This is a genomic window from Loktanella atrilutea, assembly GCF_900128995.1.
In the GTDB taxonomy this organism is placed as follows: domain Bacteria; phylum Pseudomonadota; class Alphaproteobacteria; order Rhodobacterales; family Rhodobacteraceae; genus Loktanella; species Loktanella atrilutea.
Genome location: NZ_FQUE01000004.1, coordinates 136281 through 155485, shown reverse-complemented (window position 1 = coordinate 155485; position 19205 = coordinate 136281). Strand labels below are relative to the sequence as shown.

The 19205-nt window shown below is 68.4% G+C and carries 16 protein-coding genes; 14 read left to right on the top strand and 2 right to left on the bottom strand.

Translation table 11 applies throughout. The annotated features are described in order from the left end of the window. Positions 1 to 71 precede the first annotated feature (71 nt). Positions 72 to 1202 carry a TRAP transporter substrate-binding protein gene (locus BUA54_RS10525; protein ID WP_072857214.1) on the bottom strand — a complete coding sequence of 377 codons (1131 nt, stop codon included), beginning with the start codon at positions 1200 to 1202 and terminating at the stop codon, positions 72 to 74. A 434-nt stretch (positions 1203 to 1636) separates the two neighbouring features. Between BUA54_RS10525 and xdhA the strand changes: the two genes are divergently transcribed. From xdhA to BUA54_RS10470, 11 genes are all read left to right on the top strand, one after another. Then, positions 1637 to 3010 carry a xanthine dehydrogenase small subunit gene (gene xdhA, locus BUA54_RS10520; RefSeq protein ID WP_072857213.1) on the top strand — a complete coding sequence of 458 codons (1374 nt, stop codon included), beginning with the start codon at positions 1637 to 1639 and terminating at the stop codon, positions 3008 to 3010. Further along, on the top strand, positions 3007 to 5421 hold the full coding sequence (gene xdhB, locus BUA54_RS10515; protein WP_072857212.1) for a xanthine dehydrogenase molybdopterin binding subunit: 2415 nt from the start codon (positions 3007 to 3009) through the stop codon (positions 5419 to 5421). Before xdhA ends, xdhB begins: the two co-directional genes overlap by 4 nt. After that, positions 5418 to 6155 (top strand): xanthine dehydrogenase accessory protein XdhC, encoded by a 738-nt coding sequence (gene xdhC, locus BUA54_RS10510; RefSeq protein WP_072857211.1) that lies wholly within the window; start codon positions 5418 to 5420, stop codon positions 6153 to 6155. Before xdhB ends, xdhC begins: the two co-directional genes overlap by 4 nt. Next, the gene (locus BUA54_RS10505) at positions 6152 to 7669 is read left to right on the top strand and encodes an ABC transporter ATP-binding protein (RefSeq protein ID WP_072857210.1); all 1518 of its coding nucleotides are present in this window, start codon (positions 6152 to 6154) and stop codon (positions 7667 to 7669) included. The genes xdhC and BUA54_RS10505 overlap by 4 nt, the downstream gene beginning before the upstream one ends. A gap of 168 nt (positions 7670 to 7837) precedes the next feature. Further along, positions 7838 to 8920 carry an ABC transporter permease gene (locus BUA54_RS10500; protein ID WP_072857209.1) on the top strand — a complete coding sequence of 361 codons (1083 nt, stop codon included), beginning with the start codon at positions 7838 to 7840 and terminating at the stop codon, positions 8918 to 8920. Next, positions 8920 to 9834, top strand: coding sequence for an ABC transporter permease (locus tag BUA54_RS10495; RefSeq protein WP_072857208.1), 915 nt, complete (start codon positions 8920 to 8922; stop codon positions 9832 to 9834). Before BUA54_RS10500 ends, BUA54_RS10495 begins: the two co-directional genes overlap by 1 nt. Positions 9835 to 9859: 25 nt before the next feature. Beyond that, positions 9860 to 10945, top strand: coding sequence for a BMP family ABC transporter substrate-binding protein (locus BUA54_RS10490; RefSeq protein ID WP_072857207.1), 1086 nt, complete (start codon positions 9860 to 9862; stop codon positions 10943 to 10945). A 132-nt stretch (positions 10946 to 11077) separates the two neighbouring features. Beyond that, complete coding sequence (locus tag BUA54_RS10485) at positions 11078 to 11428, top strand: DUF6614 family protein (RefSeq protein WP_072857206.1); 351 nt, start codon at positions 11078 to 11080, stop codon at positions 11426 to 11428. Positions 11429 to 11675: 247 nt separating this feature from the next. Then, positions 11676 to 12608, top strand: a complete 933-nt coding sequence (locus tag BUA54_RS10480; RefSeq protein WP_072857205.1) for an aldo/keto reductase — start codon at positions 11676 to 11678, stop codon at positions 12606 to 12608. Then, positions 12605 to 13678 carry an NAD(P)/FAD-dependent oxidoreductase gene (locus tag BUA54_RS10475; RefSeq protein ID WP_072857204.1) on the top strand — a complete coding sequence of 358 codons (1074 nt, stop codon included), beginning with the start codon at positions 12605 to 12607 and terminating at the stop codon, positions 13676 to 13678. The genes BUA54_RS10480 and BUA54_RS10475 overlap by 4 nt, the downstream gene beginning before the upstream one ends. Before the next feature lie 97 nt (positions 13679 to 13775). After that, positions 13776 to 14093, top strand: coding sequence for a hypothetical protein (locus BUA54_RS10470; RefSeq protein WP_072857203.1), 318 nt, complete (start codon positions 13776 to 13778; stop codon positions 14091 to 14093). A 103-nt stretch (positions 14094 to 14196) separates the two neighbouring features. On the opposite strand, the gene BUA54_RS10465 is transcribed toward BUA54_RS10470, so the two are convergent. Beyond that, entirely contained in the window at positions 14197 to 16695 is a 2499-nt protein-coding gene (locus tag BUA54_RS10465; protein WP_072857202.1) for a GcvT family protein, read from the bottom strand. A 169-nt stretch (positions 16696 to 16864) separates the two neighbouring features. On the opposite strand from BUA54_RS10465, the gene BUA54_RS10460 reads away from it, so the two are divergent. From BUA54_RS10460 to panB, 3 genes are read left to right on the top strand one after another with little or no spacing between them, the layout of a single operon-like run. Continuing rightward, on the top strand, positions 16865 to 17494 hold the full coding sequence (locus BUA54_RS10460; protein ID WP_072857201.1) for a DUF7002 family protein: 630 nt from the start codon (positions 16865 to 16867) through the stop codon (positions 17492 to 17494). Positions 17495 to 17545: 51 nt separating this feature from the next. Next, the gene (gene panC / locus BUA54_RS10455; RefSeq protein ID WP_072857200.1) at positions 17546 to 18388 is read left to right on the top strand and encodes a pantoate--beta-alanine ligase; all 843 of its coding nucleotides are present in this window, start codon (positions 17546 to 17548) and stop codon (positions 18386 to 18388) included. Next, positions 18385 to 19197 (top strand): 3-methyl-2-oxobutanoate hydroxymethyltransferase, encoded by an 813-nt coding sequence (panB, locus tag BUA54_RS10450; protein ID WP_072857199.1) that lies wholly within the window; start codon positions 18385 to 18387, stop codon positions 19195 to 19197. The genes panC and panB overlap by 4 nt, the downstream gene beginning before the upstream one ends. Positions 19198 to 19205 lie beyond the last annotated feature (8 nt).

The window sequence follows — 19205 nt, the reverse complement described above, 5'->3', positions numbered from 1 at the left end:
TGTCCCCGCAGATCGTCGAAAAACCCCGGCGCGGGCTGCGCCGAGGTTCAGGAAGGGCCAAGTGGGCCGGATTACAGCTTCACCTTGCCGGGGAAGTAGTGATCGTAGGCCAGCCCGTAGTCGGGAGAGTTCATGAGCTCGTAATACGAGACCCGCTCGACCCAGGCGCGCTGGCTGTCGAGTGTCTTCTTCATGAAGGGATCGGCTTCCAGTTCGGGAATCAGCTCGTCCCAGGCCTGCAGCTGGGCGTCGAGGATTTCCTTCGACGTCCGGTGGATCGTGACGCCCGCGTCGTTCTGCAGCCACTGCAGGTCGGCGGAATAGCGGTCCATCGCCTTGGCCGTGTTCGCGGTCGAGGCCGCCTCTACCCCGTATTTCAGGATCGCCTGGAAGTCGGGATCGAGATCCTCGAGGAAGGTGCGCGAGAACAGGAACTCGAAGCTTTCGGACGCCTGGTGGTAGGACGACAGGTAGTAGTTCTTGGCCACGTCCTGCGCGCCGAAGTCCTTGTCCGACGACGGGTTGTTGAACTCGAAGGCGTCGATGACGCCGCGTTCCATCGCGGGCACGATCTCTCCGCCCGGCAGCTGGGCCACGGACATGCCCATCTTGGCCATCAGGTCGGCGGCCAGACCGACGGTGCGGTACTTCAGCCCCTGCATGTCGGCGACGGTGTTGACCTCGTTCTTGAACCAGCCGAAGGGCTGCGCGAACATCGGGAAGCCGAGGCGACCGACGATGTCGAGACCCATGATCTCCTGCGTCAGCTCGTCATAGAGCTCCAGCCCGCCGCCGGCATAGAACCACGACAGCATGGTTGTTGCGGACCCGCCGAAGACCGGGCCGGTGCCGAACAGGGACGCGGCCTTGTTCTTGCCGTACCAGTAGACGGGCACCGAGTGGGCCGCGTCGATCAGGCCGTCGTTGACCGCGTCCAGCACCTGGAACGCGCCGACGACGGCGCCGGCGGGCAGCACGTCGATCTTCATGCGGCCGCCGGACATCTCCTCGACCCGGGTGGCGTAGTCGCGGGCGAAGTCCTGCCAGATGTTGGCGTCGTTCCACGATGTCTGCATCTTCACGACAAGCGGCGACTGCGCCAGGACGGCGGGTGCCGCCAGCATGCTGCCCGTGGCGACGCCCCCCGCGACGGCGGACTTCGTCAGGAACGATCGGCGGTTGAATGTCTTGTTGGTCGTCATGGTTCCCCTCCCAGAGAGATCATCGCCCATTGATTTCGCTTTTTAGCAGGCTTGGCGATGTATCCTGACCAAGCGTAAGCAAAAGTCGTCACTTGGCAAGCCTGTTAGCGTCTGACAGTCGCGACCGCGTCCTGCCGACCACCCCGTTTCCGCGACCGGCCAGTCCGCCCTCCGCCCTCGCACAGGGCCCACAACCCGACGACACAGGATACGGCACGGCAGCCGCCCGCGCCGGGGCCGCCGCGACGCGTCAGTCCACCCTTCTTCTTCTCGTCAAAAATACCTCGGGGGGGCCGCAGGCCGGGGGCAGCGCCCCCTCTACCCTTGCCAAAGACGCCGCGACCGGGTTTTGTGATCCAAACCGGGGGCCGCCATCTACGCCGCATCGATGCCGCGCCAAGACCCGACAGACTGGTAAGGCGGCAGGTTTTCACATGGACATCACGTTTCTTCTGAACGGAGAGACTGTCACGGCGGATGTGGCCCCCACGGTCACCCTTCTGGACTGGCTGCGGACCCGACGCGGCCTTTGCGGGACCAAGGAGGGGTGCAACGAGGGCGACTGCGGCGCCTGCACGGTCATGGTGACGGACGACCATGGCGCGCAGGCGCTGAACGCCTGCATCCTGTTCCTGCCGCAGCTGGCCGGCAAGGCGGTGCGCACGGTCGAGGGGATCGCGGGGCCCGACGGGCTGCACCCGGTGCAGCGGGCGATGGTGGACCACCACGGCTCGCAATGCGGATTCTGCACGCCGGGCTTCGTCGTCAGCATGGCGGTGGCGCATCTGAACGGCCGCACCGACCACGACGACCAGCTGGCGGGGAACCTGTGCCGCTGCACCGGCTATGCCCCCATCGTGCGCGCGGCACAGGCCGCGGAAGGTGCTGCGGTGCCGGGGCACATGCGCGACGATCCGGGCCGGATCGAACCGGCCAAGGAGGGCGCGCCAGCAACCGACGCGGCGCCGGCCACGGCCGATGCGCTGGCGGCGTGGTATCTGGACAATCCCGACGGCACGCTGATCGCGGGGGCGACGGATGTCGGTCTCTGGGTCACCAAGCAGTTCCGCGATCTGGGCAAGGTGGCCTTCCTGCAGGCCTGCACCGACCTGCAGGGCATCGCGGTGACCGACGATGCCATCCGCTTCGGCGCGGGCGTCACCATGACCCGCGTGCTGGAGGCGGTGGCCGATGACTACCCGTCCTACGCGCAGATGATCCGCCGCTACGGCTCGGTCCAGGTGCGGAACGCGGCGACGATCGGCGGCAACATCGCCAACGGCAGCCCGATCGGTGACAACCCGCCGGCGCTGATCGCGCTGGGGGCCACGCTGCACCTGCGCCGCGGCGACGTGTCGCGCGACCTGCCGCTGGAGGATTTCTTCCTGTCCTACGGCAAGCAGGACCGGCAGCCGGGCGAGTTCGTGACCGGCGTGACGATCCCGCGCGGCCGGACCGCGCACCGGGTCTACAAGCTGAGCAAGCGATTCGATCAGGACATCTCTGCCGTCTGCGGCGGCTTCGACGTGACCGTCGCGGATGGCACCGTGACGGCGGCGCGAATCGCCTTCGGGGGCATGGCGGGGGTGCCAAAACGGGCCTCTTCGGTCGAATCCTCCCTCATCGGCCGGCCGTGGGCGCCCGAAACCGTAAAGGCCGCCCTGCCCGCCTTTGCCGAGGACTTCCAGCCGATGAGCGACATGCGCGCCAGCAGCGCCTATAGGCTGGAGGCGGCGCGGAACATGCTGCAGCGGTATCTCGCGGATCTGTCCGGCGGCGATGTGGACCTGCGGAGGATCACCGCATGAGCGTCGCCACCCCCCTGCCCCACGACAGCGCGACCCTCCACGTCACCGGTGCCGCGCGCTACATCGACGACCTGCCGGTGCCGGCCGGCACGTTGCATCTGGCCTTCGGTCTATCGGAGGTCGCCCGCGGTGCGGTCACCCGCCTCGACCTTGCGGCCGTGCGCGCGGCCCCCGGCGTCGTGGCGGTGTTGACCGCAGAGGATCTGCCCTTCGCCAACGACGTGTCGCCCAGCAACCATGACGAGCCGTTGCTGGCGACGGGGCGGGTCCATTACGCGGGCCAGCCGCTGTTCCTGGTCGTGGCGACGAGCCACCTTGCCGCGCGCCACGCGGCGCGGCGGGGTCACGTGGCGATTGCGGAGGAGACGCCGATCCTGACCGTGGAAGAGGCGCTGGCCGCTGACAGCCGCTTCGAGGACGGGCCGCGGACCTGGAGGAAGGGCGATGTCGGTGCGGCACTGGCACGGGCCCCGCACCGGGTGCAGGGCCGGATCGAGATGGGCGGGCAGGAGCATTTCTACCTCGAAGGACAGGCCGCGCTGGCGCTGCCGCAGGAGGGGGGCGACATGGTCGTCCATTCCTCGACCCAGCATCCGACCGAGATCCAGCACAAGGTGGCCGAGGCGCTGGGGGTGCCGATGCATGGCGTACGCGTCGAGGTGCGGCGCATGGGCGGCGGTTTCGGCGGCAAGGAAAGTCAGGGCAACGCGCTGGCGGTGGCCTGTGCCGTGGCGGCGCGGCTGACCGGCCGGCCGGTCAAGATGCGCTACGACCGGGATGACGACATGATCGTGACCGGCAAGCGGCACGATTTCCGCATCGACTACGACGCGGGGTTCGACGCGACCGGGCGGCTGACCGGAGTCGATTTCACCCATTACACCCGCTGCGGCTGGGCAATGGATCTGTCGCTGCCGGTGGCGGACCGGGCGATGCTGCATGCCGACAACGCCTATCTGCTGGACGCCTGCCGCATCACCTCGCACCGGTTGAAGACCAACACCCAGAGCGCCACCGCGTTTCGCGGCTTCGGCGGGCCGCAGGGGGTGCTGGGGATCGAGCGGGTGATGGATCATGTGGCGCATGTGCTGGGGATGGACCCGGTGGCGGTGCGGCAGGTCAACTACTATGCGCCGATGGCGACGGGCGGAGGGGGGCTGTCTGCCCCCCGGCCTGCGGCCCCCCCTGAGGATATTTCCGAGACAGAGAGTGCCGAGGACATAACTTCTCGGGGCGCGCAGGTGACGGCGGACGACCGGGTCGCGGTGCCGGCGGCGGTGGCGAACGCGACGCCCTATGGCATGGCGGTGGAGGATTTCATCCTGCACGGAATGACCGAGAGCCTGCTGGCGACGAGCGACTATCACGCGCGGCGGGCGGCAATCGCGGCGTGGAACGCGGGCCAGCCGCTGCTGAAGCGGGGGATTGGGTTCAGCCCCGTGAAGTTCGGGATTTCCTTCACGCTGACCCACCTCAATCAGGCCGGGGCGCTGGTGCATGTCTATCAGGACGGATCGGTGCACCTGAACCACGGCGGGACCGAGATGGGACAGGGGCTGTTCCAGAAGATCGCGCAGGTGGCGGCATCGCGTTTCGGGATCGACGTGGGCGCGGTGCGGATCACGGCGACGGATACGGGCAAGGTGCCGAATACCAGCGCCACGGCGGCGTCGTCGGGGGCGGACCTGAACGGAATGGCGGTGCAGGCCGCCTGCGACACGATCCGCGACCGGATCGCCGCCTGTCTGGCGGAGCTGCATCAGGTCGCGCCGGACACGGTGCGATTCCGCGATGGCGCGGTGCAGGTGGCCGGCGACTCGATGAGCTTTGCCGCCGCCGTGACGACCGCCTATCAGAACCGGGTCTCGTTGAGTGCCACCGGGTTCTACAGGACACCGGACCTGGCCTGGGACCGGATCAGGGGCCGGGGGCGGCCGTTCTTCTATTTCGCGCAGGGCGCCGCGGTGACGGAGGTCGTCGTCGACGCGCTGACAGGAGAGAACCGGATCCTGCGCTGCGACATCCTGCACGATGCCGGCGCCTCGCTGAACCCGGCGATCGATTTGGGGCAGATCGAGGGCGGCTACGTGCAGGGGGCGGGCTGGCTGACGACGGAGGAGCTGGTCTGGGACGATCACGGCCGCCTGCGCACCCATGCGCCCAGCACCTACAAGATTCCCGCCTGCGCCGACCGGCCTGATGTCTTCAACGTGGCGCTTTGGGATCAGCCCAACCCGGCGGCGACGATCTATCGGTCCAAGGCGGTGGGGGAGCCGCCGTTCATGCTGGGGATTTCGGCCTTTCTGGCGCTGTCTGACGCGGTGGCGGCCTGCGGGCCGGGCTGGCCCGACCTGCAGGCCCCGGCGACGCCGGAGGCGGTGCTGGCTGCGATCCACCGGGCGCGGGGATGAGCGGCATCCGCATCACTGTGACCCGCACGGCGGGGTCGGTGCCCCGCGGGGCGGGCACGCAGATGATGGTCTGGGCGGACCGGACCGAAGGCACCATCGGCGGCGGCGCGCTGGAGTGGCAGGCGATGGCCCATGCCCGCGCCATGCTGGCCGCGGGGCGGACGGCGGATGCGCTGACACTGCCGCTCGGGCCGGCGCTGGGGCAATGCTGCGGCGGGTCGGTGACGCTGGACTTCACCGCCGCCGCGGGGCTGGAGGCTGCGCCCGGTGCGCCGCTCTGGATCTGGGGTGCGGGGCATGTGGGGCGGGCGCTGGTCGGCGTCATGGCGCCGCTGCCCGAGTGGGAGATCACCTGGGTCGATACGGCGGCGGACAGGTTCCCGGCGGATGCGCCCGTGACGACGCTGGTGGCCGCCGATCCGGCGCGGGCGGTGGCCCATGCGCCGGACGGGGCACATCACCTGATCCTGACCTACAGCCACGAGATCGACCTTGCGCTGTGTCACGCGGTGCTGTCGCGGCCCTTTGCCAGCGCCGGGCTGATCGGGTCGGCGACGAAATGGGCGCGGTTCCGGGGGCGGCTGGCAGCGCTGGGCCACGCCCCTGCCCATATCGCGCGCATCGCGTGTCCGATCGGTGACCCCGCGCTTGGAAAACATCCGCAGGCCATTGCCATCGGCGTGGCCATGGCGATGCTGGGACGCGATGATGTGCGGACCGAGGACGCCGGATGAGAGAGACGCTGCTGGCCCTCGACGGGCTGACGAAGGCCTATCCGGGCGTCGTGGCGAACCGCGATGTCTCGTTCCGCATCGGGCGGGGCGAGATCCACGCCCTGCTGGGCGAGAACGGCGCCGGCAAGTCGACGCTGGTCAAGACGATCTATGGCCTCGTGAAGCCCGATGCCGGGACCATGACGCTGAACGGGGCAGGCTTTGCCCCCGCCGATCCGGGGGCGGCGCGGCGGGCCGGCGTGGCGATGGTGTTCCAGCATTTCTCGCTGTTCGACGCGATGACGGTGGCCGAGAACATCGTGCTGGGGATGGACAACCCGCCCAGCCCCCGCGCCATCGCGGGCGAGGTGCGGCGGGTGAGCCAGCTGTACGGACTGCCGCTGGACCCGGAGCGGATCGTGGGCGATCTGTCCGCAGGCGAGCGGCAGCGGGTCGAGATCGTGCGCTGCCTGTTGCAGGACCCGAAGCTGCTGATCATGGACGAGCCGACCTCTGTCCTGACGCCGCAGGAGGTGGAGATCCTTTTTACCACCCTGCGCAAGCTGGCGGCGGAGGGGACGGCGATCCTGTATATCAGCCACAAGCTGAGCGAGATCGCGGCGCTGTGCGACACGGCGACGGTGCTGCGGCAGGGTCAGGTCGTGGCGACCTGCGATCCGCGGCAGACCGCCCCGCGCGAGATGGCGGAGCTGATGGTGGGCGCGGTGCTGCAGTCGCCGGTGCGCGCGGCCCGGCCCGAGGGGCCGGTGCTGCTGCGCCTGCGGGGCCTGACGGCCCCGGCGCCGCACCGGTTCGGCACGGCGCTGAAGGGGATCGACCTGACCCTGCGCGGTGGCGAGGTGCTGGGCATCGGCGGCGTCGCGGGCAACGGGCAGGATGAACTGGTCGCGGCGCTGTCGGGCGAGATGCCCGTGGCACCGGGCATGGTCCGGCTGGCGGAGGCGGAGGTCGGCGACCTTGGCGTGAACGCGCGGCGGGCCGCCGGGCTGCTGTGCGGGCCCGAGGAACGGCTGGGGCACGCGGCGGCGCCGGACATGACGCTGACCGAAAACGCGCTGATGACCGGCGTGGGGCGGATGGGTCTGGACCGGCGAGGGTTCCTGCGCTGGCCCGCGGCGCGGGACTTCGCCCGGAAGGTGATCGCGGAGTTCGACGTGCGCACGCCGGGGCCGGAGAATACGGCGCGGTCGCTGTCGGGGGGCAACCTGCAGAAGTTCGTCATCGGACGCGAGATTTTGCAGGCGCCGCGGGTGCTGGTGGTGAACCAGCCGACATGGGGCGTCGATGCCGCCGCCGCCGCCGCGATCCGGCAGGCGCTGCTGACGCTGGCCGATCGGGGCGTGGCGGTGATCGTGATCTCTCAGGACCTCGACGAGCTGATGGAGGTGTCGGATCGGTTCTGCGCACTGACCGACGGGCGGCTGTCGGCGTCGCGGCCCGCGCGCGGGCTGACCGTGGACGAGATCGGGATGATGCTGGGTGGCGCGCATGATCTGGAGGTCGCGCATGTGTGAGGCTGTGGAACGCCTGCCGCGGGCGAGTATTTGGAAAAAAGCGAGGAGAGGTGCGGTCGTTCGGGTGGCGGCGCTCGCTGATGGCGCTGCAGTCTCGAAGCTGCATGCCGCTTCTTTCGCTTATCGGGGCGCGCGACTGTCCGGCTGGATGAATCAGGGGGCGCGGACATGATCGTGCTGGACAAGCGGCCGCAGCCAAGCCGGCTGTGGAGTTATGCGGCACCGGTGCTGGCGGTCGTGCTGACCATGCTGGTGGGCGGCGTGCTGTTCGCCGCGCTGGGCAAGAACCCGGTGGCGGTGATCCGGACGATCTTCCTTGACCCGCTGTTTTCGGAGTTCGCCTGGTTCTATCGCCCGCAGCTGCTGATCAAGGGGGCGCCGCTGGTGCTGATCGCCGTGGGGCTGAGTTTCGGCTTTCGCGCGGGGATCTGGAACATCGGAGCCGAGGGGCAGTACATCATCGGCGCGCTTTGCGGGGCGGCGGTGGGGCTGGCGCTCTATCCCGCCGAGACGCGGTGGATCTTTCCGCTGATGATTGTCGCAGGGGCTTTTGGCGGCTGGGTCTGGGCGATGATCCCCGGCGTGCTGAAGGTGAAGTTCGGCACCAACGAGATCCTCGTGTCGCTGATGCTGGTCTACGTGGCCGAGAGCCTGCTGGCGGCGATGGCGCTGGGGCCGATGAAGAACCCGGACGGCATGGGATTTCCCGGCAGCCGCAATCTGGCGCAGTATCCGAGCGCCGCGAATCTGGAGCTGGTGGCGGGGACCGGCCTGCACTGGGGCGTGGTGGCCGCGCTGATCGCGGTGATCTTTGCCTATGTCGTGCTGGCGCGGCACATCTTCGGCTTTCAGGTGCGGCTGGCGGGACAGGCGCCGCGGGCGGCGCGGTTCGCGGGGGTCGACCCGGCGCGGATGGTGCTGATCTGCATGGGCCTGTCGGGGGCGCTGGCCGGCATGGCGGGGCTGTTCGAGGTGGCGGGCCCCGCGGGGCAGGTCACGATCGACTTCAACGTGGGCTACGGGTTCACCGCGATCATCGTGGCCTTCCTCGGGCGGTTGCACCCGGTGGGCATTTTGCTGGCGGGGGGGCTGATGGCGCTGACCTATATCGGCGGCGGCATCGCGCAGAGCAACCTAGGCCTGCCCGCGGCGGCGATTTCGCTGCTGCAGGGGATGCTGTTGTTCTTTCTGCTCGCGGTCGACGTGCTGACCCATTACCGCGTGCGGTTCGCCGCCAGAAAGGTGGCGTGATGGATCTAAGTGCGATCAACCCGATCCTGCTGCTGGCGTCCCTCATGGTGGCTGCCACGCCGATCCTGCTGGCCGCGATCGGAGAGCTTGTCGTCGAACGCGCCGGCGTGCTGAACCTTGGCGTCGAGGGGATGATGATCACCGGGGCGGTCTGCGGGTTCATCGTGGCGACGGCGACCGGGTCGCCCTGGCTGGGGTTCCTCGGGGCCGCGCTGGGCGGGGCGCTGCTGTCGCTGCTCTTTGGGTTGCTGACGCAGTTCCTGCTGTCGAACCAGGTGGCGACCGGCCTTGCGCTGACGCTGTTCGGGCTGGGGCTGTCGGCGCTGATGGGGCAAAGCTACCTCGGCATCCGGGCGCCGGCGTTTCCGGACATCCATATCCCGCTGCTGGGCGACATCCCGGTCGTCGGGCCCATCGTGTTCCAGCACGATCCGATGGTCTATGTGGGCCTCGGGATCGTGGCGGGGGTCTGGTGGTTCCTCAACCGCACCCGCGGGGGCCTGATCCTGCGGGCGGTGGGCGAAAACCACGACGCGGCCCATGCGCTGGGCTATCACGTGCGGCGCACGCGGATGCTGGCGATCACGTTCGGCGGGGCCTGCGCGGGGCTGGGCGGGGCCTACCTGAGCCTCGTGCGGGTGCCGCAGTGGACCGAAGGCATGACGGCGGGCGCGGGCTGGATCGCGCTGGCGATCGTGGTCTTCGCCAGCTGGAAACCGGGGCGTCTGGTACTGGGCGCCTATCTTTTCGGCGGGGTCACGGTGCTGCAGCTTAATCTGCAGGCGGCGGGCGTGGCGGTGCCGGTCGAGTATCTTTCGATGTCGCCCTATCTTGCCACCATCGCGGTTCTGGTGATCATGTCCACCGGACGGGCGCCCGGGTCACTGGGCCGTATCTTTCACGCCGCACGGTAACGCGGCACAACAGGGGAAAAGATCAATGAAAAGAAGAACTCTGCTGGCCAGCGGGGCCGCTGCCGCGGCACTGGGCCTGACCGGCCTGCCGGCGCTTGCGCAGGATGCGAAGACCAAGGTCGGCTTCATCTTCGTCGGCCCGGTGGGCGACGGCGGCTGGACCTACCAGCACAACGAGGGACGCCTCGCGGTCGAGCAGGAATTCGGTGACAAGGTCGAGACGATGTTCGTGGAATCGGTTCCCGAGGGCCCGGACGCCGTTCGCGTGATGACCGACATGGCGCTGAAGGGCGCCAACCTGATCTTCACCACCTCCTTCGGCTACATGGACCAGACGGTCGAGGTCGCGGCGAAGTTTCCGGACGTGAAGTTCGAGCATGCGACCGGTTTCAAGGACGCGCCGAACCTCGCCACCTATTCCGCCCGCTTCTACGAGGGCCGGGCGGTGCAGGGGCATATCGCGGGCCACATGACCAAGTCGAACGTGATCGGCTACATCGGGTCCTTCCCGATTCCCGAGGTCATCCGCGGCATCAACTCCTCCTACCTCGCCGCCAAGGCGGTGAACCCGGACGTGCAGTTCAAGATCGTCTGGGCCTACACCTGGTTCGATCCCGCGAAGGAGGCCGAGGCCGCCAACGTGCTGATCGAGCAGGGTGCCGACGTGATCCTGCAGCACACCGATTCCACCGCGCCGCAGGCGGCGGCGCAGGCCAAGGGCGACGTCATCACCTTCGGTCAGGCGTCCGACATGGCGGAATATGCGCCCAACCCGCGCGTGTCGTCGATCATCGACAACTGGGCGCCCTACTACATCGACCGCACCCGCGCGGTGATGGATGGCACGTGGGAAACGCATCAGGTCTGGGAAGGCATCGGCGACGGCATGGTCAAGATCGGCGAGATATCCGACGCGGTGCCGGCCGAGGTGAAGGCCAGTGCCGAGGCGCTGCGCGATTCCATCGGCGCCGGAGAGACGCATCCCTTTACCGGGCCGCTGAACAAGCAGGACGGATCGGCCTGGCTGGCCGAGGGCGAGACCGCCGACGACGGCACCCTGCAGGGCATGAACTTCTACGTCGAGGGGATCGAGGGCGACATTCCGTCCTGATCCTGTTGGGTCGATCATGCGGGGGGCCTGCCGGGATCGGCGGGCCCCTTTTGCCTTGGGGGACGGGCTTCAACCACTTGTTAGCGGTTTGACGCCATGGTGGGGCGCAGGACGCTCTTTGCCGGGATTGCCATGAACCTCTATCACTGCTCCATCGATCTGCAGGAGAATACCAAGGCGATCGCCTTTGCCGTCGCGGTGGAGGCATGGATGAAGCATCTGGAAGCCAGCGGCGTGATCCGGTCATGGCGCATGTGCCGCCGCAAGCTGGGGTTCGGCGCGCCGCGGGCGCGGGATTTCCTGCTGGAAATCGAGGTCGATGACATGACCCAGCTTGACCGGGCGTTCCGCTTTACCGCGGCCAAGGACGACATGACCGAACGGCTTTATACAACCGTCCACCAGATGGTGGGCGACGTCGATATCGCGCTTTACCGCCCCTTCCCCGACCCTGAACGGGCGGAACGGATGGCGCTGATCTGACGCCGGGCCTGCGTTGGGAAAGCCAAGCCTGCGTTGGCAAGGCCGGGCGTGTGTTGGGGAAAATGTCTGGGCGGCGGTATCTGCGTGCGTGATGGGGCCGCTTTGGCCGCGACACGATCCGGCGTGCGAGGAGAGAGGTTTTCGGGGACCTGCCTTGACCTTTGCCGTCGCATGACTTGGGTGCTTTCCCCACGACCGGGCGATGCCCCCCTTCCGTCCGGGCGGGCGGCGTGCCACACCTTGGCGCATGAAACATCTGCACACACGCGATGGGACCGCCCTGTCCCGCCTGACATTCGGCACCATGCAGTTCGGCGGCCGCGCCGATGCAGCAGAAAGCCGTGCCATGCACGACGCCGCCCGCGCCGCCGGGGTGAACCACTTCGACACCGCCGTGCGCTATACCGAAGGCGCGAGCGAAAAGCTGCTGGGCCCGATGGTGGCGGAGGAGCGTGACGCGATCTACCTTGCGACCAAGGTCGGCTATGCCGGCGGGGCCGGGCGCGCCAACATCCTGCAGCAGTTCGACATCTGTCGCGGCCAGTTGGGAATGGACAGCGTCGACCTGCTGTATCTGCACCGCTGGGACGCCGACACGCCGCTGGAGGAGACCTTTACCACCATGGCCCGCCTGCAGGCGGACGGGGCGATCCGGCATATCGGCGTCAGCAACTACGCTGCGTGGCAGGTCATGAAGGCGCAGGCGGTCTGCGCCGCGCTCGACACCCGGATCGACGTGATGCAGCCGATGTACAACCTCGTGAAGCGGCAGGCCGAGGTGGAGATCCTGCCGATGGCGGCGGATCAGGGTATTCAGGTCTGTTCCTATTCGCCGTTGGGCGGCGGTCTGCTGACGGGCAAATATGCGCGCGGCGAGACGGGCCGCCTGTCAGAGGACAAGATGTATGCCGCCCGCTATGGCCGGGACTGGATGCACGACGCGGGCGCGGCGCTGGCCGACATCGCGGCGGAGGTCGGGACCGATGCGGCGACGCTGGCGGTGGCCTGGGTCGCGGCGCATCCGACGGCGCCTTCGCCCATCGTCTCGGCCAGGTCCGTGGCGCAGCTGGACCCGTCATTGGCCGCCAATGCGTTCCAGATGACGCAGGACCTTTACGACCGGATCACTGCCTTGTCGCCGACGCCGCCCCCCGCGACCGACCGGCTGGAGGAAGCATGAGCGACTTCATCGTCATCGGCGGCGGCATCGCCGGCATTTCGGCCGCCGCACGCCTGTCGCATCTGGGCCGCGTCACGCTGATCGAGGCGGAGGCGCAGACCGGCTACCACAGCTCCGGCCGGTCGGCGGCGCTGTTCGAGGAGACCTACGGCAAGCCCACGACGGTCGCCCTGAACACCGCCAGCCGCCCCTTCCACGAGGGTGCCAACGGCGGCGTGCTGTCGCCGCGCGGATTGCTGCTGCTGGGCAGCGCCGACGACCGCGCCGCCTTCGCGGCCGATCTGGCGCATATGGGGCTGGAGGAGATTTCGACCGACGAGGCGCGCGAGCTGGTGCCGATCCTGTCGGATCACGCGGACCGGGCCGGGTATCATGCGGATGCTTGGGACATCGACACGGAACTGTTGATGCAGAACTTCCTGCGCGAGATGCGTGGGAACGGCGGCACGCTGATGGCGGCCTCGCGCGTCAGCGCGATCGCGCGCGAAGGCGACGGCTGGCGGGTGATCACGCCGCAGGGCGACGTGACCGCGTCAATACTGGTCAACGCGGCGGGGGCCTGGGCCGATCAGGTCGCGGCGATGGCGGGCGTCAGGACGCTGGGCCTGCAGCCGATGCGCCGGTCGATGGCGCGGCTGGCGGCCCCCGGCGGGCACGACCTGCGCGGCTGGCCGATGATGTTCGGCCCGGGAGAGCGCTGGTACGCCAAGCCCGATGCGGGCGCGCTGCTCGTTTCTCCGGCCGAGGAGGAGCCCGTCGATCCCCACGACGCCTATCCCGACGACATGACGCTGGCCGAGGGGCTGTACCGCTATCAGGACTACGTCACGCCGGAGGTGACGCGCCCGATCGCCACCTGGGCGGGCTTGCGGACATTCGCGCCAGACCGGCAGCTGGTGCTGGGCCGGGCGGTGGATGCGCCGTCCTTCGTCTGGTGCGCGGGACAGGGCGGCTATGGCTTCCAGACCGCGCCCGCCGCCTCGGCGCTGATCGCGGATGTCGTGGCCGGGCGGGTGCCAGAGATCGGTGCCGACCTCGCCCGCGCCCTGTCGCCGGCGCGCTTCGGCTGACGCCCCGCGCGCCGGCAGTGGGCGGTTTGTCACGGTCCCGCGGCGAACCGGCGCAGGCGCCCCTTGACGATTCCCCGGGACCTGCCATCTGCCTGTCATGACACAGCCACAGCCCACCCGAGAGAGCCACCGCCTGCAACGCCAGTTCGCGCGTCTGCGCCGGGATTACCCGCGTGCGGGCGCCCTGCTGCAACGGATCAGCCGCCCCGGATGGGCGCTGGTGCGGGTGCCGGTGGGGGTGCTTTTCATCCTTGGCGGCCTGCTGGCGATCCTGCCGGTCTTCGGCCTGTGGATGATCCCCGTGGGCCTGCTGCTGCTGGCGGTCGACGTGCCCGTGCTGCGCCGCCCGGTGTCGGGCGCGATCATCCGGTTGCGCCGCCGGGCCGAACGGTTCCGGCAGCGGCGCAAACGGTGAGGACGGGGCCGATTTTTCTAGAAAAATCGGAGAGGGGGGCGCAGCCCCCCGTCCGCCACGGCGGACTCCCCCCGGGGGCTTATCCGGCCAGATGTAGGGCGGATCAGCCGTCCTGACGGATCGTGGCGTTCTGCGGGTCGTAGGGTGAATCCTCGACGATTTCACAGGGCCAGAGTGCGTCGAACATCTTGACCTGCAGCCTGGTGCCGACGGCGGCGTGGTCGGGGTGGACGTAGCCCATCCCGATGCTCTTGCCGAAATGCACCGAATAGCCGCCGGAGGTCAGACGCCCGACGCGGGTGTCGCCGGCGTAGAGCACCTCGCGGCCCCAGGGGTCGGCGTCGGCAGGGCCGTCGATCAGCAGGGTGACGCATGTCGACCGGATGCCCTTGGCCTGCATCGCGTCCTTGCCGTGGAAATCCTTGGTCAGGTCCACGAAGCGGGGAAGGTCGGCTTCCATCGGGGTGGCGTCGCGGCCCAGTTCGGTGCCGAAGGCGCGGTAGGATTTCTCTTGCCGGAGCCAGTTCTGGGCGCGGGCGCCGACGAGCTTCATGTCGTGCGCCTCACCCGCCTTTTCCAGCAGGTCGAAGAGGTAGTTCTGCATCTCGATCGGATGATGCAGTTCCCAGCCGAGTTCGCCCGTATAGGCGACGCGGATCGCGTTGACCGGGCACATGCCAAGCTCGATCTGCCGCGCGGACAGCCAGGGGAACCGCTTGTTCGAGAGCGCGGTGGCGGGGTCGGCGTCCTTGATGACGGACTGCAGCACGGCGCGGGCCTTGGGACCGGCGATGGCAAAGACGCCGTATTTCGTGGTGACATCCTCGACGTTGATGCGCCCCACGGCGGGTTCGGCGTCGGCGATGGCCTTGTAGAGATAATCCTCGTCATAGGCATGCCATGCCCCGGCGGAGACGAGGTAGTAATCGTCCTCTGCCAGTCGCACGATGGTGTATTCCGTGCGCGTCGTGCCCTGGGCGGTCAGGGCGTAGGTCAGGTTGATGCGGCCGACCTTGGGCAGCTTGTTGGTGGTGAAGCGGTCGAGGAAGGCGGTGGCGCCCGGCCCGCTGACGCGGTGCTTGGCAAAGGCGGTGGCGTCGATCAGGCCGACGTTCTGGCGGATCGCCCTGGCCTCCTCTACCGCGTATTGCCACCATGCGCCGCGACGGAAGGAGCGGATGTCGTGGTCGAAGCTTTCGGGCGCGTCGACAGGGCCGAAGTAGTTGGGGCGTTCCCAGCCGTTCACGAGGCCGAACTGGGCGCCGCGGGCCTTTTGCCGGTCGTAGGCGGGCGAGCAGCGCAGCGGGCGGCAGGCGGGGCGTTCCTCGTCCGGGTGGTGCAGGATGTAGACGTGCTCGTAGGCTTCCTCGTTCTTGCGCGCCGCCCATTCGGTCGTCATCCACGGGCCGTAGCGCTTGGGGTCGAGCGATGCCATGTCGATCTCGGCCTCGCCGTCCACCATCATCTGCGCGAGGTAGTAGCCGGTGCCGCCAGCGGCGGTGATCCCGAAGGAGAAGCCTTCGGCCAGCCACATGTTGCGCAGACCCGGCGCCGGGCCGACCAGCGGGTTGCCGTCGGGGGTGTAGCAGATCGGGCCGTTGAAGTCGTTCTTCAACCCGCAATCCTCGGCCGAGGGGATGCGGTGGTTCATCGCCATGTACTGATCCTCGATCCGGTCGAGGTCGAGTTCGAACAGATCCGCGCGGAAGCTGTCGGGGACGCCGTATTCGAACCGCGCCGGCGCGTTTTTCTCGTAGACGCCGAGGATCCAGCCGCCCCGCTCCTCTCGGACGTAGCTTTGCGCGTCGGCGTCGCGGATCACCGGGTGTTCCGGGTTGTCCTTGCGGTATTCGACCAGCGCCGGATCGCGGTCCATGACGATGAACTGGTGTTCGACGGGGATCGCCGGGATCTTGATGCCCAGCATCTTTGCCGTGCGCTGCGCGTGGTTGCCGGAGGCCGTGACGACGTGTTCGGCGGTGATGACGATCTGCTCGTCAGAGGGCACGAGGTTGCCGCCCTTCTCGACCATCTTCGTCGCCGTGACCTCCCAGGCTTCGCCGGTCCAGTGAAAGGCATCTGCCTGCCAGCGACGCTCGATCATCACGCCGCGCTGGCGCGCGCCCTTGGCCATCGCCATCGTGACGTCGGCGGGGTTAATGTAACCGTCGGTGTTGTGATAGAGCGCGCCCTTCAGATCCTCGGTGCGGATCAGGGGCCAGCGCGCCTTGATCTCCTCCGGCGTCATGAAGACGTAGGGCACGCCGCAGGTCTCCGCGGTCGAGGCGTAGAGCTGGTATTCCTCCATCCGCTCGTCCGTCTGGGCCATGCGCAGGTTGCCGACCACGGCGAAGCCGGCGTTCAGGCCCGTCTCCTCCTCCAGCGTCTTGTAGAAGCGGATGGAGTAGTCGTGGATGTGGGTCGTGGCGAAGCTCATGTTGAAATAGGGCAAGAGGCCCGCCGCGTGCCAGGTGGAGCCGGAGGTGAGCTCGTCGCGTTCCAGCATCATCACGTCGTCCCAGCCGGCCCTTGCCAGGTGATAGGCGATCGAGGTGCCGACGGCACCGCCCCCGATGACGAGTGCCTTGACGTTGGTCTTCATGTGCGATTCCCCGGCTGATGACGTGTCCGCAATCTGGTGGAAAGCGCAGGCCGTGGAAAGAACCAGCCGACTCAATCGGGTCTGAATGCGACGCGCCGGACAATGACCGCTTGCTTTGCGGGGCGTGGCGCAGAATGTTGGACCGTCTGAGCAGAGGAAGCCTAAGCCCATGAACCGCGACGATTTCATCCGGCTGGTCGGGCCCCGTGTCTTTCACGTGACGTTGAAGTCCAATCTGGCCGGGATCGCGGGGCGGGGTCTGCTGCGACCGGCAGAGGCAGCCCGGCAGGCGGGGTTCGCGCCAGAGGACGTGGCCCTGCGCAAGGATACGGAGACCATCGTCGCACGCGCGGGGCCGATGACACTGAACCACCAGCGCCCCCTGCTGGCGGGCAAGACGCAGGCCGCCGCCTTTCTGTCGTCCGGCAGCCTGAAGGCCTGGGCGATGCAGCTGGACGAGCGGGTGTTCTTCTGGCCGCGCCAGATGCGGCAAAGCTACATCGACAGCTTCGGCGCGGATGCCGATCTGGCGGTGCTGGAGATCGACGCGGGCGGCCTGTTCGATGACTATGCGGATCACCTCGACCTCGCGCCGATCAACTCCGGCGCCGCGACGCGCCGGGCCGCGACGCGGGGACCGTGGATCTATGTGCCTGCCACCGCGACGGTCGCGGCGTTCCGCACCAACCGGGTCAAGCGGGGGCTGGTCAAGGGGCCCGACACGGTGGTGGAGGTCAGTCTGCGCTGCGACATTCCGGGGCCAAAGCTGTCGGCGTTGCGGGTCGCGCGCGAGGCGTGACATGGCCGATGCCGTGGCCTAGAACGGCCCGGTGAACAGGGGGGTGCATCCATGCTGATCTGCAAGACCGTGGCCGAGGTGCGCGCCGCCGTGGCCGACCTGCGCCGCGCGGGCAGCGTCGGGCTGGTGACGACCATGGGCGCGCTGCACGCGGGCCACATGGCGCTGGTCGCGGCGGCAAGGGCGGATCATCCTTCCGTCGTCGCGACGATCTTCGTCAATCCGACCCAGTTCGGCAATCCCGCCGACCTTGAGACCTATCCGCGCACGGAAGAGGCCGATCTGGCGATGCTGCGCGCGGCCGGCGTGGCCGCGGTCTTCATGCCCGATGCGGGCGTCATGTATCCCCCCGGCGACCAGACGGTGGTCGAGACGGTGGGTCTGGCGCAGGCCTACCACGGCGCCGTCCGGCCCGGGCATTTCCGTGGCGTGGCGACGGTGGTGACGAAGCTGTTCAACATCGTCGGCGCCGACGCGGCCTATTTCGGGGAAAAGGACTATCAGCAGCTGGCGGTGATCCGGCGCATGGTGGCCGACCTGTTCATCCCCACAGCGATTCACGGCGTGCCCACGGTGCGAGAGGCGGACGGCCTTGCCATGTCGTCGCGCAACGTGCGGCTGACCCCCGGCGACCGCGCAGCGGCCCCCGTCCTGCACCGCGCCCTGCGCGCCGCCGAGGACACGGTCCGCCATGGCGGCACCGTGGAGGAGGCGGCGCAGGCGATCCATGATATCCTGTCGGACGAACCGCGCGCGACGCTGACCGGCCTCGACATCGTCAACGTGGCGGATTTCACCGCCGCGACCGGCGATCCCACCGCCCCCATCGGCATCATGATCTCGGCCCGGTTCGGGGAGGTCTTGCTGATCGACCAGAAGGAAGTGACCCCATGAGCACCCAGACCGAAAAAGTCCGCCGCTTGACCGTGCCGCAGATCCGCAACCGCAAGGGTGGCGATCCCATCGTCTCGCTGACCTCCTACCACGCGCATACCGCGGCCATCGTGGACAGGTATGCGGATTTCATCCTCGTGGGCGACAGCCTCGGCATGGTGATGCACGGCATGGAAAGCACCGTCGGCGTGCCGATGGACCTGATGATCATGCACGGCAAGGCCGTCGTGCGCGGCACCAAGAAGGCGCTGATCGTCGTCGACATGCCCTTCGGCACCTACGAGGAAAGCCCGAACGTCGCCTTCCGCAACGCAGCGACGGTGATGAAGGAAACCGGTTGCGGCGCGGTGAAGCTGGAAGGTGGCGCTCGCATGGCAGAGACGATCCACTTTCTGGTGGAACGCGGGATTCCCGTCATGGCCCACACCGGCCTGACGCCGCAGTCGTCCCACGTCATGGGGGGCTTCAAGACGCAGGGCCGGGACGAGGCGACCTGGGACGCGCACCGCGCGGATGCCCGCGCCGTGGCCGAGGCCGGCGCCTTCGCCGTCGTGCTGGAGGGCATGGTGGAGCCGCTGGCGGCGCAGATCACCAAGGAAGTCGCGATTCCCACCATCGGGATCGGGGCCAGCGCGGACTGCGACGGCCAGATCCTCGTGCTGGAGGACATGCTGGGCCTGAATCCCTGGACGCCGAAATTCGTCAAGGTCTATGGCCAGCTGGGTCCGATGATCGAGGACTCCGTCAAGCGCTACGCCGAGGACGTGAAGGCCCGCGCCTTCCCGACAGAGGATGAGGTCTATCGCTGAGGCCCCGG

What these genes read in the sequence shown, in the direction of transcription:
- BUA54_RS10470 (WP_072857203.1), top strand. Translation starts at nt 13,776, where the DNA reads ATGACACAGCCACAGCCCACCCGAGAGAGCCACCGCCTGCAACGCCAG.
- BUA54_RS10505 (WP_072857210.1), top strand. Translation starts at nt 6,152, where the DNA reads ATGAGAGAGACGCTGCTGGCCCTCGACGGGCTGACGAAGGCCTATCCG.
- BUA54_RS10495 (WP_072857208.1), top strand. Translation starts at nt 8,920, where the DNA reads ATGGATCTAAGTGCGATCAACCCGATCCTGCTGCTGGCGTCCCTCATG.
- BUA54_RS10500 (WP_072857209.1), top strand. Translation starts at nt 7,838, where the DNA reads ATGATCGTGCTGGACAAGCGGCCGCAGCCAAGCCGGCTGTGGAGTTAT.
- BUA54_RS10465 (WP_072857202.1), bottom strand. Translation starts at nt 16,695, where the DNA reads ATGAAGACCAACGTCAAGGCACTCGTCATCGGGGGCGGTGCCGTCGGC.
- BUA54_RS10475 (WP_072857204.1), top strand. Translation starts at nt 12,605, where the DNA reads ATGAGCGACTTCATCGTCATCGGCGGCGGCATCGCCGGCATTTCGGCC.
- xdhC (WP_072857211.1), top strand. Translation starts at nt 5,418, where the DNA reads ATGAGCGGCATCCGCATCACTGTGACCCGCACGGCGGGGTCGGTGCCC.
- BUA54_RS10460 (WP_072857201.1), top strand. Translation starts at nt 16,865, where the DNA reads ATGAACCGCGACGATTTCATCCGGCTGGTCGGGCCCCGTGTCTTTCAC.
- BUA54_RS10490 (WP_072857207.1), top strand. Translation starts at nt 9,860, where the DNA reads ATGAAAAGAAGAACTCTGCTGGCCAGCGGGGCCGCTGCCGCGGCACTG.
- xdhB (WP_072857212.1), top strand. Translation starts at nt 3,007, where the DNA reads ATGAGCGTCGCCACCCCCCTGCCCCACGACAGCGCGACCCTCCACGTC.
- xdhA (WP_072857213.1), top strand. Translation starts at nt 1,637, where the DNA reads ATGGACATCACGTTTCTTCTGAACGGAGAGACTGTCACGGCGGATGTG.
- BUA54_RS10480 (WP_072857205.1), top strand. Translation starts at nt 11,676, where the DNA reads ATGAAACATCTGCACACACGCGATGGGACCGCCCTGTCCCGCCTGACA.
- BUA54_RS10485 (WP_072857206.1), top strand. Translation starts at nt 11,078, where the DNA reads ATGAACCTCTATCACTGCTCCATCGATCTGCAGGAGAATACCAAGGCG.
- panB (WP_072857199.1), top strand. Translation starts at nt 18,385, where the DNA reads ATGAGCACCCAGACCGAAAAAGTCCGCCGCTTGACCGTGCCGCAGATC.
- BUA54_RS10525 (WP_072857214.1), bottom strand. Translation starts at nt 1,202, where the DNA reads ATGACGACCAACAAGACATTCAACCGCCGATCGTTCCTGACGAAGTCC.
- panC (WP_072857200.1), top strand. Translation starts at nt 17,546, where the DNA reads ATGCTGATCTGCAAGACCGTGGCCGAGGTGCGCGCCGCCGTGGCCGAC.